Source organism: Azoarcus taiwanensis (genome assembly GCF_012910885.1).
Taxonomy (GTDB): Bacteria; Pseudomonadota; Gammaproteobacteria; order Burkholderiales; family Rhodocyclaceae; genus Azoarcus_F; species Azoarcus_F taiwanensis.
Genome location: NZ_WTVM01000108.1, coordinates 1 through 13,501 on the forward strand (window position 1 = coordinate 1; position 13,501 = coordinate 13,501).

Here is a 13,501-nt window from a genome sequence, read left to right on the forward strand (position 1 = left end):
CACCTCCCCCTGCAGGACCACGAACGCCAGCGCTGCGAAGTCTGGACGCGCGTCATGGGCTACCACCGCCCGGTGTCCGAGTTCAACGCCGGCAAGCAGGGCGAGCACGCCGAGCGGTGCCACTTCATCGAACCCGATGGCGGACGCACGGCCCATGCCTGAGTCACGGCTGGCGGTGGGTGGCCTGGTGCCGTTCACCACCATCGACTTTCCCGGCCGGCTCGCCGCCGTCGTGTTCTGCCAGGGCTGCCCGTGGCGCTGCACCTACTGCCACAATCCGCATCTCCTGCCGCCGCACGACGGCGACCGGTCGTGGGCGGACGTGATCGCCTGGTTGGCGACGCGTCGCGGCCTGCTCGACGGCGTCGTGTTCAGCGGCGGCGAGCCGCTGCTGCAGCGCGGTCTGGCCGCCGCGCTCACCGAGGTTCGCGCCCTGGGCTTCGCCACCGGGCTGCACACCGCCGGCATCTACCCGGAGCGGTTCGCCGCCGTGCTGCCGCTGCTCGACTGGGTCGGCTTCGACGTCAAGGCTCCGTTCGGCGACTACGCCCGCGTTGTCGGCTGTGACGGCGGCGGTCCGGCCCGCAATGCGCTGCGGCTGCTGCTCGCTTCCGGGGTTGCCCACCAGGTCCGCTGCACTGTCCCGCCTGAAATGGATGCCGAAACGCTGGCGCGGCTACGCACCGAACTGCGGGACATGGGTGTGGCTGCCCTGGAGATCCAGGCATGTCGTCCATTGGATAGTCTGGCCCGCGTCGGATGAAGGGTGTTGCATCCTCAACGAACCGACTTCGGCGTGCGCCCGAAATACCGTGCAAATGCCGCGCTGAAATTTGCGGGATGCTGGTAACCGACCGCGTAGGCGGCCTGTGCCACCCGCGATCCTGACTCAAGTAGCATCCACGCGCGCCGCATGCGCAACTCCAGCAGGAATCGATGGGGTGGGGCGCCGAACAGTTCGCGAAAACCCTGTTTGAACTTGCACTCGTTCATGCCCACGGTGGTGCTGAGATACGCAATCGTCAATGCACGGTCCATGTGGCTTCGCATCAGGTCGCGGGCGCGCTGGAGCTTGTCGATGTCGTCGGCGCCGAGATGCGTGGGTGACGGCGCGGCGGACGCGCCGGTCGGCATGAGCGGGCGCAGATACTCGGCCGCCAGGGTCAGCGCGGCGATGTGCCGATCCAGCGGCGTCGCTTCGGAGGCGAGCAGGGGGCGCAGCAAGGCGCGACACCAGGGCGGCGTCGCGTGCTCGCCGAGGATGCGCACGCCCGTGCGGCTGGCTAGGCGGGCCACACTTGCCTCTCCGAGGTAGCGCGACAGCACCGTTCCGGTGAGCACCAGGCGCAGTTGGCGTACCGCTCCTTCCGCATTGAAACGCCGCTCGCCGCGACTCTCGTTGAAAGCGGTGAGGGTCGTGTGCCCGGCCCGGAAGCGCAGGCGGGTTCCTTCCCGCGCCACGAAGCCGGACTCACCCGCCAGACCCAGGGTGATGACCAGTGTCGGACTGCTGCCCGTCTGGACGGTCTCTTCGGCCAGTTCGCGCGTGGGGCGGTAGTGCGAGTGCACCACGGTCAGCCCATCGTCGAGCGCGGTGCGCTCGATCCAGCAATCGCCGAAGCGGTCGGGCAACGCCACGTGCGTTGCGCCCGCCCCCGGGACGGCGGGCCCGGCCGCACCCGTCGCGCGTACGAAATCCGTCATGGCGCCACGCCTCGCTCCCGTTTGCATACAAAACCCTCCCGAACGCAATCGATTCTATATGAGAACGGTTCGCATTGACGAATACCATGCGGTCCACATGAACTCGAGGAGGACAAGCGATGCCCACGATTTCCAGCCGCGCGGCCGGGTTGCTGGCGCTGATTGGCGCGGCCCTGCCGGCCGCGGCGCAGCAGGAGCAAGTACAGGAGCTGCCCGCCGTCACGGTCACGGCGAACAAGCAATCCCAGGCGCTGGAGCGCGTTCCCGCCAGCGTCTCGGCCTTCGACGGCGAAGACCTGCAAGCCGCCGGCATCGACAGCCTCGAAGGCGTGGCGCGGATGACGCCCGGCTTCACCTTCCAGGCGTCGGGGCAGTCGGGCCTGCAGCCGCCGGTGATGCGCGGCCTGACGGCAAACATCATGGGCTTCTCGTCATCGGTCGCGCTGGTGGTCGACGGCGTGCCGACCCTGCGCGGGCAGGGCTTCGACGACAACCTGCTGGGCATCGAGCGGGTGGAGGTGCTGCGTGGGCCGCAGTCCACGCTGTACGGGCGCAACGCCGAGGCCGGCGTGGTCAGCGTCGTCACGCGCCAGCCGGGGAACGATCCCTACGCCGTCGTTTCGGCCGAGCTCGGCAGCCGCGACAAGCGTGCGTTGCGCTTCGATGCGAGCCACGCGCTGGTGAAGGACACCCTCTACCTCGGGGTGGCCGGCGAGTTGTTCCGCCAGGACGGCTTCGTCGACAACGCCTTCAAGGGCGGCAAGGAGGACGACCGCGAACGCCGCAATGGCCGCCTGGCGCTGCGCTGGACGCCCGGCGAGCGCACCGATGCCACGCTGCGCTATGCCCAACGGGAGTATCGCGACGCGGGCTCGCTGTGGGGGTCGGTCAGCGCGCCGCGCGCCACGGTGCGCTCCGGCACCGACAGTTGGAACGACTCGACCGCGCGCACCGTGTCGCTCGACATCGCGCACGAACTGGCGCCCGACCTGAACCTGCGCTCGATCACCGCCAACAACGAATTCACCGACCGCATCAAGCAGGACATCGACTTCATGCCGGCGGACCTGCTGCACGTGAGCCGCGACCACCACTTCCGCACCTTGTCGCAGGAATTCCGCCTGGAGGGCAGGGTGGGCCCGGCGCAGTGGCTGGCGGGATTCTACGCGGACCGCGACGATCATGACCTGAGTTTCGGGCAGAAGATTCCGCTGGGTTCGACAACGACCTCGGCCACGCAAAAGGGCCACTCGGCGGCGCTGTTCACCCACTGGATCGCCCCGCTGGCGGATCGCTGGACGGTCACGGCGGGCGCTCGCATCGAGCGCAACGAGGTGCGCTTCGCCCTGGCCGGGGAGCGCGAACAGTCGCGCGCATGGACCCGCTTCTCGCCCAAGGTGGCGCTGCAGTACCAATGGCGGCAGGACGCACAGGTCTATGCCAGCGTCGCCGACGGTTTTCGTGCCGGCGGTTTCAATGCCTTCGCGCCCGAGGCCTACCGGCGCTACCAGCCGGAACGGGTGCGCTCCTTCGAGCTTGGCGTCAAGGGGCGGCTTCTGGCGCGGCGCCTGCGCTACGGCGTCGCCGCCTACGTCATGGACGTGCGCGACATGCAGGTCCAGCAGATCGGCCTGCCCGGCCAGATGCTCCTCACCAACGCCGCGTCGGCGCGTCCGGTCGGTATCGATGCCGAGCTGCAGTACCTGCTCGGTTCGGGCTGGCAGCTCCAGGCCGCGCTGGGGCTGAATCGCACCCGTTTCCGCGAGTTCCGGGATGGCGCCAATGATTTCAAGGGCAAGCACAACCCGCTCGCACCGGATATCACCGGCCACCTCGGGGTGCGCTACGACGCCCCGCAAGGCTGGTATGCCCAGGCCCATCTGAGTGGCGCGAGCAAGGTCTATCTCGACGCCGCCAACACCTATGGGCGGGCGGGCTACGGCGTCGTCAACCTGCTGGCGGGCTACACCTTCGGGCGCACCGAGCTGTCCGCCTACGTCCATAACGCCACGAACAAGCAGTACGACACCGTCGGATTCCTCAACGGCGTGGCCACCATCTACAGCCCGCCGCGCGAGCTGGGCGTGCGGCTGACCTGGCGCATGTAAACGGAGCAATGCACATGAGTCCTGAACAAATGCACCCTCTACAACGCTACTGGGCGCTGGCGGCCGCGCCCATCCAGGCCGAGGCACTGAGCGCAGCCCTGGCGCTGGGCATCTTCGAGCCCCTGGCCGAGCCCCGAACGCCCGACGAGCTCGCCGCCCAGCTCGACCTGGATTCCCGGAACACCGCCCACCTGCTCGAGCTGCTGTGGGGCATGGGTCTGCTGGAGCGATCCGCACGCCTCGCCGTGGACCACATCGGGGGATCGGTGACCGTGTACGGCCTCGCGGAAGTCGGACGCGCTTACTTCCTGGCCGTGTCTCCCACTTGGTCCGGCGACGCCTGGCGCTACCGTGAGGCCCGGCTCAGGCAGGCCGCAGGACTGTTGCGCGATCAGGTACGGCAGGGGGCGCAGGCCGAAGGCGGGCAGGCCCTCGAACGCATGGCCGAGCAGTGGGCCGCCGCCGCGCGCGGGCAACTGGCCCAGGACCAGCATGCGGCCACCGTGCCGGCCGCGTTGGAGATCGTGTCGCGCCTGCCGGAGTTCGCGGCGGCGACGAACCTGCTCGACCTGGGCGGAGGCCCTGGCTGGGTGGCGATCGAACTGGCGCGGCGACAGGGCGGGCTTTCCGGCGTGGTCTTCGATTTCCCCGAAGCCGTGACCGTCGCGGCCGAGAACATCGCCGCCGCAGGCCTCGCAGACCGGCTCTCCGTGCTCGGCGGCGACGTGGCGGTCGACGCGATCGGCAGTGTTGGCGGCAGCGACTACGACCTCATCTGGTGTTCCTCGGTGCTGCACTTCGTGCCGGATACCGAGGCGGTCCTGCGCAAGATCCTGGCCGCGCTGCGGCCGGGCGGCGCACTGATCTGCGCGCACGCCGAGATCTGCGACGAGCCGGCCGCAGCGGCCGAGGTGTTGCAGTATTACCTCCCCATGCTGATGCAGGGGCGCCATGTCGGCCACCGGGGTGACATGGCGGCGGTACTGCGGCGCATCGGTTTCTGCCGCATCGAGACCTTTGCCTCCGCCCTGTTTCCGATGGCGCCGCTGCAGGTCGTCGTCGCCCGGAAGGTCGCATGAGCACGAACCTCTCCCGCCTGCGCGCGCGCCATGTGCTGTTCGGCTGGATCAACTTCGCGCTGACGGCGCCGGCCATCTATCTCTGGCTGGGGCTGCCGCTCGTCATGCGGCAGCAGGGCTGGTCGGGCGCGGAGATCGGGCTCTTCCAGCTGGCCGGCCTGCCGGCTGTGTTCAAGCTCTTCCTGGCCTTGCCAATCGAACGCTGGCGGGCGGGACGCCGTCCCTACCGGCGCTGGGCGTGGCTGACCGGCGGCGGCTACCTCCTGGCCCTGCTGTCCCTGGCCGCGCTGGGGGCGGATGCCCACAAAGGCATCCTCTTCGCGCTGACGCTGCTGGCCGCCCTGTGCGCCACCTGGGCGGACATCCCGGTCAATGCGCTGGCGATCAAGCTGTTTCCCGCCGAGGAGCGCCCCCGCGCCGGCGGGGTGCGCTCGGCCGCCACGTTCGCGGGCGCGATCGTCGGCGGTGGCGCGATGCTGCTGTTGCAGCAGGCGCTTGGCTGGGCGGCGCCCTTCCTGCTACTGGGTGCCTGCCTGCTCGTGGCCTTGGGGCTGCTCGGATGCATCCAGGAGGATGGCGGCGTCGCCGGCTCCCACCGCTCGACGCCGCTCGCCGTGTGGCTCGGCTTCTTCCGACAGGCGGGGGCGGGGATCTGGACGGTGGTGCTGCTCGGCTACTTCCCCTTCGTCGCCGCCGCGTGGGTCTATCTCAAGCCGCTGCTGCTCGATCGCGGCTTTCCGGCCAGCGAGGTCGCCTGGATCGCCGGTGTCGGCGGCGGCGCCCTCGGGGCGCTGGCGAGTTTCGCCGCCGGACATGTGCCGCGCGCGCTCATCCTCCGGGTACTGCCGCTCTCCGCTGGCGCCAACGCCCTTGCGCTTGCGCTGCTGGCCGCCGCGGCTGGGTACGGGACGCCCGCCGGGCTGGTGGCCGCCGCCGCATTTCTCGCGGTCGCCATGGGCGTGGCTTCCGCACTCGCCTTCGCGCTGATGATGGAGTTCGCGCGTGATGGCTGGCGGGCCGCCGACTACGGCCTGCAGGCCAGCCTGTTTACGCTCGGCCGGATCGCTGTCGCGCCGCCGGCTGGCCTGCTGCTCGACCGCCTCGGCTACCCCGGCATGCTGGCCGCGCTCGCCGCTGCGTCGCTGGCGGTTGCGCTGCTGATAGCGGCTCGTCGACGACTCGGTTTATCCCTTGTAGGAGTATCGCCATGAACCTGAACAGCAAGCTTGTCGTCCTGATCCTGTCGTCGTTCCTCAGCCTGACAGCTCGGGCCGAAGTCCGCCCCGACGGCGAGGCCTGCGCGCGCATCGAACCGACGCCCGCGCAGTATTCCCTGATCCATCCCTTCCATCTGCCGCATGTGCTGGGCTTCATCAAGGACAACGGCGATGACTTTCGCATCGAAGGCGGCCAACAGCAGGCCATTGACCAACTCATCACCGACGTGCGCGGCCCGACCAAGTCCCGCCAGGCCGAGGCCGGCAGGCTGGAACGGGAGATCGCGGTTGCTGCTTTCGACGGAGTCGACAGCCGCGCCTTGGCGGAACCCCTCGGTCGCCTGCAACAGGTCAAGCGGGAGATCGCCGAGATTCACGTCGACTTCGTGAATCGCCTGCGCGGCATCTTGACGCCGGAGCAATACGCCCTTCTGAGAGAGCTGGCGGACCGCTGACGCGGTCGCGGGGCATCAGCACCCGACAGTGGTGGTGCGACCGCCGGCTGGCCTGCTGCGCCGAGACGTCGAGGCCTCGGAACAACGCGAGGAGCTCATCGTTCGAGTGTACCTGGCATGCCTTGCAAGACGACGACCCTGCACGGGCCTGAGTACAGGCCCGTGCAGGGTGATGCCGGCTACAGCAGGCCAGCCTCCGCGAACGAGTAGGGCTCGCCCTTGCCGATGATGAAGTGGTCCAGGACCCGGATGTCGATGAGTTCCAGCGCCGCCTTGAGGCGCGAGGTGATCGCGCGGTCGGCCATGCTGGGCTCGATGCAGCCGGAGGGATGCTGGTGGGCCAGGATGACGGCCGCGGCATTGGCTGCCAGGGCGCGCTGCACGACCACCCGGGGGTACACGGCGGTCTGGTCGATCGTGCCGTGGAACAGCGGTTCGTAGGACAACACCCGGTGGCGCGTATCGAGGAAGATGACGGCGAAGACCTCGTTGGGCTCTCCCGTCAGCTTCAGGCGAAGATAGTCGCGCACCTCGGCTGGGCTGCCGAGTACGGCGCTCTCGCCGAAGATGCGACGCTCGAGCAGGGCGATGGCCTGACGGATGATCCAGTCGTCGCCTTGCCTGGTGGGATGGATGATCGACTCGATGCACGAGTCTTCGACGGCATGAACAGTGCGCATGGCAACCTCCAATGGATGAGATCGGAGGCGCCGCTCCCCGGTGGAGGACGAATCCTCCGAGGGATGGCAGCAGGGATGAGGGTGGGCATCCGCCACCGGCAAGGTGGCTGTTCGGCAAGGGATGCGGTGCGAACGGGTGGGATCAACACGGCCGGGGCCGCGCCGTAGCCTTGAAGATCGTGGCTACCTGGGCATGTCGCCGCTTGCTGCGGCAGGCATTTCGGTGGATTCGGGCAAGGTGGTGCCTTCGGCTTCGCCGGAGGCGATCAGGTCCTGCGGCGGCAGGGTCGATGCGGACGGCGTGATGCCGCGCGCCCGGTCGATCTGTTCGGCCACCATGAAGGCCGCCTCCAGTTCGCCGATGCCGTGCCGGCGCATGAGCTGGTAGCGCTCCGCCTTCTCCTCGGGCTCCGTCTGCGCGAGCGCCAGGTACAGGCTCGGCGGTACGGCGCGGAACAGCACCTCCATCGACTTCGAGAGGATCACGCCCTCGCTGAACTTGCCCGCCTCCTTGCGGGCCGACAGCATCAGCGCCTTCTGTGCCGGCGACAGCTCACGAAAGCGCGCGATCTTCTCCACCTCGTCGGGCGGCATCGACAGGCAGATCCACCATTCGATCATGTTGAGCATCGGCTCGGCCGCCTTGGGCAGGTCGTCGATATTCTGCGTCGCGAGCCAGTACCAGGCGCCCAGCTTGCGCCACATTTTGGTGATCTTGACCACGTAGGGCGCGAGCAGCGGATTCCTGGTGATGATGTGACCTTCGTCGGTGACGTTGATGATCGGGCGGCCCAGGAACTGGTCACGCTCGGCGAGGTTGTTGACGGTGTTGATCAGCGAGACGTACGCGATCGAGAGCTGGGCGTTGTAGCCTTCGCGTGCGAAGGTCGCCAGGTCCACGATGGTGATGTCGGCCTCGGGCCAGGGCGTGCCGGGCCGGTCGAACATCTCGCCGTCGGCGCCCTGGCAGAATATCTCCATCGCGTCGGCCATCTCCAGCAATCGTCCGCGCCTGGCTTCCGGCAGGTTCGGATCGTGCCCGCGATCGCGCAGCGCATCGCGCACGTCGCGGGTCAGCACCGTGCGCTTCTGGCCCCCTTCGCCATGGCAGCGCTGCGCGGCCTCGAGGATGCACTGGCGGATCAGGCTGCGGTCGGCGCGCGTCATGCGCGCTTCCTCCTTGTCCTCGCCGCCGGTGATCATCAGCCGCGCGGTGATCTCCAGCTCGCCCAGCACGTCGCGCTGATCGTCGCCCCCGGCCGCGCCGGCCTCGGTGAGGTCCTCGTCGAGCGCGTCGGCATCCAGTGTCTGCACCTGGCCCGGCGTATCGACCAGGCGCCAGGCATCGGCGAACGGCGCCAGGCTGACGCCCGCACCCGGGGCGAGCCTCACGCGGTGAACGGACAGACCCAGCCGCCCGGCGAAGTCGCCGAACAGGCCGAAGCTGTTGCCGGCCTCGACGATGAAGAGGCGCGGCCGATAGATCGCCGTGACCTGGTTGAGGATGTTGTTGAGCGTGGCCGACTTGCCCGATCCGGTAGGGCCGAACAGGAACAGGTGGGCGTTCATCTGCCGGTCGAGCCGGTTCAGCGGGTCGAAGGTGATCGTGCCGCCGCCCCGGTTGAAGAAGGTGATGCCAGGGTGGCCCGTGCCCTGGCTGCGCCCCCACACCGGCGCGAGGTTCGCCGCGTGCTGCGCGAACATGAGCTGGGTGTACCACTGGCGCCTGTCGGCGGCCGGGTCGAACACGCAGGGCAGCCAGCGCAGGTAGGTGTTCAGTGGCGCCACCTCGTCTTCCTCGCGCACCGGCTGCAGGCCGGCGTTGAGCAGGACATTGGCGAGCTGCAGGCCGCGGGCATCGAGCTGCGCCCGATCGCGCCCGCGCAGGTAGAAGGCAAGCGCCCCCCGGTAGAGCTTGTGCGCGCTTCCGATCAGGCCGCGCGCCTGCTGCACGTCCTGGCGGGCCTGTTCCGAGGCCAGCGTCTCGCCGACGGCCTTGCGGGCCAGGTGGTTGAGATGGGCCTCCAGCACGTCCTGAGGCGTTGCGACCAGCGTCAGGCACATCACCGTGTCCTCGGGCAACTGGTCAAACAGCGCGTTCATCGCATCGCCCCCCTTGCGGGTTTCGCCGGTCAGATGCCCGGTGGTGGGCGGCGTGCGCAGGCGGTCCACGACGATGACCCGGTGTGGCATGCCGTCGAAGAACCACAGGCCATGGGCCACGTCCGAGCGTGGCTGGCCGAAGAACAGGCGCTGGGCGAAATCGGTGCCACTGGCCAGCTCGATCTCGCCCTCGTCCAGTTCCTCGGGGTAGCGCGTCAGCGCGTAGAAGCGCTCGCGATCCTCGGGCGCCTTTCCAAGCATGCTCGGATCGGGGTTGAACCAGCGCAGCAGCCAGTCGTGGATGCCGGCCGCGCCCATGCGCAGGGCCTTCACGCCGGCATTGGCCAGGCCGCCGACGAGGCGATCGCAGATCGTCGTCAATGCCTGCTCGGGGGACTGTCCGTGCCGCACCGATGCAGCATCTGGGGTGCGCCGGTAGACCAACATGCGGATGCGCCGGGTCTGGCCGCGCCAGGGGAGGCGGGTGACCGCGGTGTCCTCGAACAGGCCGCCCGGCTTGGCGATTGCGCGCAGGTGGTGGGACATCGAGCGCAGGTAGAACTCGCTGAACACGCTGCCCCGCGCGCGAGGATGCAGGTAGCTCGTCAGCGCGCGCAGGTAGTGGTCGCAGTCGGTCTCGTCCTGCGCGTAGAACTGGATCACCCAGGGGTTCTCGTCCAGTTCATTGAAGGAATCCTGCAGCGCATTCTCCAGGGCATCACGCGCCTGCCACAGCCAGGCCAGCTCGCGCCCTTCGGTGCCGATCGGCAGCAGTTCGAAGAACGCCGCCACCGACTGGCTGTCCTCGAGCAGCATGCATTTCGAGTCGGGCAGGTACTCGACCCAGGGCAGCAGGTCGGCGAAGGAGGGCGCGACGCCATAGAGCGCCAGGGCGTCCGCTTCGGTGGCCGGCTTGCGATCGATAGTGCTACCAGGCTCGGGAATACCGTGGCCGGCCAACGCCGATACGTGGTGCTGCCATGCGTCGTCGGGCGAAGTGGCAGGAAGAGCAGGCCTTCCGACAACCCGCCTCAGCCAGCTCAGACGCGTGCGCATCGGATTTCCCTGTGGAATCCTCCAGGGGCAACATTTGCTCCGAAGAGAACAGGCATGGCGTCAGGTTTCATGGATGGGACCCATACAGTCGACGAGTGTCACGAGTGTCCCGCCGCTGCGGCCTGCGCCCTATCGCCAAAGCGATTCGCGCCTTGCCCGTTTTGAGGCTATACCATCCCGCCGTTTGTGCAGCGTGCGCCTCGTCCTTGTGGCACATCACCAGTACGTCCCCGGCGTCGGCGCCGGCCAGGTAGCGGGCGCGTCGACGATGACGACCTCTTGATCGGGGCGTCCGGGGCGGCGGCGTAGGCTGACCTGCTTGTACTGCGGGTCAGCTTCGTTCAGTTGCACATATCAGAGTGGACCGTTCATACAGGGTAACGAAGAGAGGACAAGGGAAGTGATTGGTGAGAAGAACAACAAACTCGATGCTGCCACGCTTGGCAAGATCGTTTTCGCCCGATTCCTGTCGTTACCTCTCAAGACGTATGACCGCTGCGTCGCGAAAACTGAATCATCGACCCCATTTCAGGCACTCCGTCCCTGTGCGGAGCCATCGGTGCTTGACCGGGCCATCCTGCGCGAAGGCTCATCTGAACATCGACCTGCATCGGCAGGCGTGCTCGGTGAGGTGCGCTTATCGGCGGGCCGCCCGGAATTCGTTTATCACCGTCCCGGTTTCGTCCGCGAGTACCGGTTCGATGAGGCTGCTATCAAGCGGCTGCGACAGGCACATGCGCTGTCCCCTGAGATGATGTCCACGCTCCACCGGCTCCGCCTCATCAACAGCCGTAACCGGCTGACTCACGCCCTGGTCCGGACGCTACTCGATGTACAGGCCGATTACCTCATGTCGGGCGACCCATTGGCATTGGTCGCACTACCGCAGGCTCGCATGGCGCAGATTCTCGCAGAGCGCGCCGACCTTCCCATGGTCGCCGACGCCGGCCGTCTGTCCCGCCTCATTCGGGGCCTATCCTTCAAAACGGAAGATGGGAAGCCGCAGCCATTGAACACGCTGTTTCCCAGCGAGCGGCAGCTCCATTGCCACCGCATCGACGTTCTGATCAAAAGGGAACAATCGCTACTCCTGGAAGGACGGATCGAACATCCCTTACCGGACGAGGCCATCGCGGAGGCTCTTGCGCAGCAATACGGAAGCTCCCTGTCCAGGCGATCAGTGGCGGCCATTCGACATCATCTGGCCATTCCGGACTGGCGCCGCCGGGCCACGCGCGAAGATTATCTGGCAGCGACCGAGGGATTCTCCCCCTTGCTGCTGATGACGCAGCAATCGGTGATCGGATCGATCCCGTCCCATCCGGGCGTCTATGAAATCCGCTCACCGGCATTCCGCGAGAACACATGTCCTATCGAGGGGGGCCTTTCGGCAGAGCGAGCGCAGGTTGTCTACATCGGCTCGACACAAGACTTGCGCAAGCGCCTGGCCGATCATTTGCGGGGCAACAATGGTAATGTACTATTGTCCAGTTTTCTGGTAACAGGCGCGGCGAAGGTCAGATATCGCGCGGTAAACGCAGACTGGCGTCTACTGGAGCGGCGGTTGTACAACGCTTTCTGCGAGACCTTTGGCGTACCCCCGCTGTGCAATCGGATGAGTCCATGAAGAATAACAATCAGAATCGTGAGATGGCAGAAACCTTGCGCAAGCAAGCAAGCAAGCAAGCTTGACGGCCGCTTTGTCTCGTCTGAATGGGGCGCGGTGAGGGCCGGAACGATGAAACCGGTTGTCGAGGCTGTCGCTTCCATGATGAGCGCCCTGGGCTTGCAGAACGACGCGGCCATCATGCGGCGTCAGGCCTTCCTCGGGTTTTCGGAGGCGGACCGCAGCCACCTCCAGGAATTGCACCGAGCGCTTGCGGGGCTCGGGCCGGAGTTCGTCGAGCGCGTCCATGACCACATGTTGCGTTTCCCGGAAACGCGCCGCTTTGTCCCCGATGCCACGACGCTGGAGTGCCTGAAACAGACCCAGGCCGACTACTTCGACACGCTCACCGCCGGAGAGTACGGCCCCGACTACGTTCGCGACCGGCTACGCGTAGGCATCGCCCATCAACGCATCGGCCTGGAAGCCCAGTGGTATCTCGGCGCCTACGCGAAATACCTCGTCGATCTCATGCCCGAGATCTGGCTGCGGCTGGGAGAGAACTCCGAGCGCTTCATCGCCGCCCTGCAGGCCCTGCTCAAGGTGGTGTTGCTGGACATGGGGCTCGCCATCGACACCTATATCCACGCCGACCGGCGCGCGATCTCGGCTCTCAAGGAATACGCGGAATTAGTGTTCGCCGCCATCCCGGACGGGCTGGTGGTACTGACCTCCGATTTTACCGTCCTCTCGGCGAACCGGACGTTTCTGCGGCGGTTCGGCCTCGATGAAGACGACGCGCACGGGCGGTGCCTGCTTTCCATCGTCGCCGCCGACGGGTTGGAGGCCAAGCTCCGTGAAGTGCGCGACTCCGGCCAGGTCGTGCGCGATCTGCTGCTCGGAATGGGGCTGACCGGTGAATCCTCGCGCATGCCGGTGCGCGTGACCCTCACTGGCATTCGCCTTGCGGAAGAAGAAGAAGAAGAAGAAGAAGAAGAAGCTCGCCTGCTGGTTATCGTGGAGGACATGACCGAGCAGGCCCGCCTGCAGCAGGCGCTCAAGGAAAGTGAAGCGACCTTGCTTCATGCTCAGGAGGTCGCCCATATCGGCAGTTGGCGGCTGGATTTCGGCACCGGTGCGCTTGACTGGTCGCCCGAAGTGTTCCGCATTTTTGGCGTCCCACGGGGTACCGCGATCAGTTATGAAACCTTCCTCGCCTGCATCCACCCGGACGACCGCGAAATGGTGGATGCCGCCTGGCAGGCAGCACTCAGGGGCGCACCTTACCATCTGCAGCACCGCATCGACACCCAGGGTGAGACGCGCTGGGTCGAGGAGCGGGCTGCGGTCGAGTTCGATTCAAACCGCCAGCCGGTAAAGGCTGTAGGCACCGTCCAGGACATCACCGAACGCAAGGCTGCCGATGCGCGCATCGAGAACCTGGCCTTCTACGATACTTTGACCGGGCTGCCCAACCGCGCCCTGTTCATGGA

Annotated in this window: 11 protein-coding genes; 8 read left to right on the forward strand and 3 right to left on the reverse strand. The window is 67.1% G+C overall.

The genetic code is table 11. The features are described from left to right. Positions 1-9 precede the first annotated feature (9 nt). Both nrdD and GPA21_RS15110 read left to right on the forward strand, forming a co-directional pair. Positions 10-162: an anaerobic ribonucleoside-triphosphate reductase gene (nrdD, locus tag GPA21_RS15105; RefSeq protein WP_168988969.1), complete on the forward strand. Its 153-nt coding sequence runs from the start codon at positions 10-12 to the stop codon at positions 160-162. Then, a complete protein-coding gene (locus tag GPA21_RS15110; RefSeq protein WP_211163631.1) occupies positions 155-763 on the forward strand; it encodes an anaerobic ribonucleoside-triphosphate reductase activating protein in 609 nt (202 codons plus the stop codon). Before nrdD ends, GPA21_RS15110 begins: the two co-directional genes overlap by 8 nt. Positions 764-777: 14 nt before the next feature. Here the strand turns inward: GPA21_RS15110 and GPA21_RS15115 are convergent, their stop codons facing one another. Next, on the reverse strand, positions 778-1,704 hold the full coding sequence (locus GPA21_RS15115; protein WP_168988961.1) for a helix-turn-helix domain-containing protein: 927 nt from the start codon (positions 1,702-1,704) through the stop codon (positions 778-780). 119 nt (positions 1,705-1,823) lie between these two features. Here GPA21_RS15115 and GPA21_RS15120 point away from each other — a divergent pair, with 119 nt between their 5' ends. The 4 genes from GPA21_RS15120 to GPA21_RS15135 are packed head-to-tail and all read left to right on the forward strand — an operon-like array spanning position 1,824 to position 6,563. Then, positions 1,824-3,812, forward strand: a complete 1,989-nt coding sequence (locus GPA21_RS15120; RefSeq protein ID WP_168988962.1) for a TonB-dependent receptor — start codon at positions 1,824-1,826, stop codon at positions 3,810-3,812. 14 nt (positions 3,813-3,826) lie between these two features. Further along, positions 3,827-4,891, forward strand: coding sequence for a methyltransferase domain-containing protein (locus GPA21_RS15125; protein WP_168988963.1), 1,065 nt, complete (start codon positions 3,827-3,829; stop codon positions 4,889-4,891). Continuing rightward, on the forward strand, positions 4,888-6,102 hold the full coding sequence (locus GPA21_RS15130; protein ID WP_168988964.1) for an MFS transporter: 1,215 nt from the start codon (positions 4,888-4,890) through the stop codon (positions 6,100-6,102). The genes GPA21_RS15125 and GPA21_RS15130 overlap by 4 nt, the downstream gene beginning before the upstream one ends. Then, positions 6,099-6,563: a hypothetical protein gene (locus GPA21_RS15135; protein ID WP_168988965.1), complete on the forward strand. Its 465-nt coding sequence runs from the start codon at positions 6,099-6,101 to the stop codon at positions 6,561-6,563. The genes GPA21_RS15130 and GPA21_RS15135 overlap by 4 nt, the downstream gene beginning before the upstream one ends. 179 nt (positions 6,564-6,742) lie before the next feature. Here GPA21_RS15135 and radC read toward each other — a convergent pair whose 3' ends face one another. Both radC and GPA21_RS15145 read right to left on the reverse strand, forming a co-directional pair. Beyond that, positions 6,743-7,243 (reverse strand): RadC family protein, encoded by a 501-nt coding sequence (radC, locus tag GPA21_RS15140; protein ID WP_168988966.1) that lies wholly within the window; start codon positions 7,241-7,243, stop codon positions 6,743-6,745. A 183-nt stretch (positions 7,244-7,426) separates the two neighbouring features. Then, positions 7,427-10,402, reverse strand: coding sequence for a conjugative transfer ATPase (locus tag GPA21_RS15145; protein ID WP_246261989.1), 2,976 nt, complete (start codon positions 10,400-10,402; stop codon positions 7,427-7,429). A 400-nt stretch (positions 10,403-10,802) separates the two neighbouring features. On the opposite strand from GPA21_RS15145, the gene GPA21_RS15150 reads away from it, so the two are divergent. Both GPA21_RS15150 and GPA21_RS15155 read left to right on the forward strand, forming a co-directional pair. Further along, on the forward strand, positions 10,803-12,029 hold the full coding sequence (locus GPA21_RS15150) for an RNA polymerase factor sigma-54 (protein ID WP_168988967.1): 1,227 nt from the start codon (positions 10,803-10,805) through the stop codon (positions 12,027-12,029). A gap of 111 nt (positions 12,030-12,140) precedes the next feature. Beyond that, on the forward strand, positions 12,141-13,501 hold a 1,361-nt coding region (locus tag GPA21_RS15155; protein ID WP_168988968.1), incomplete at its 3' end, for a protoglobin domain-containing protein.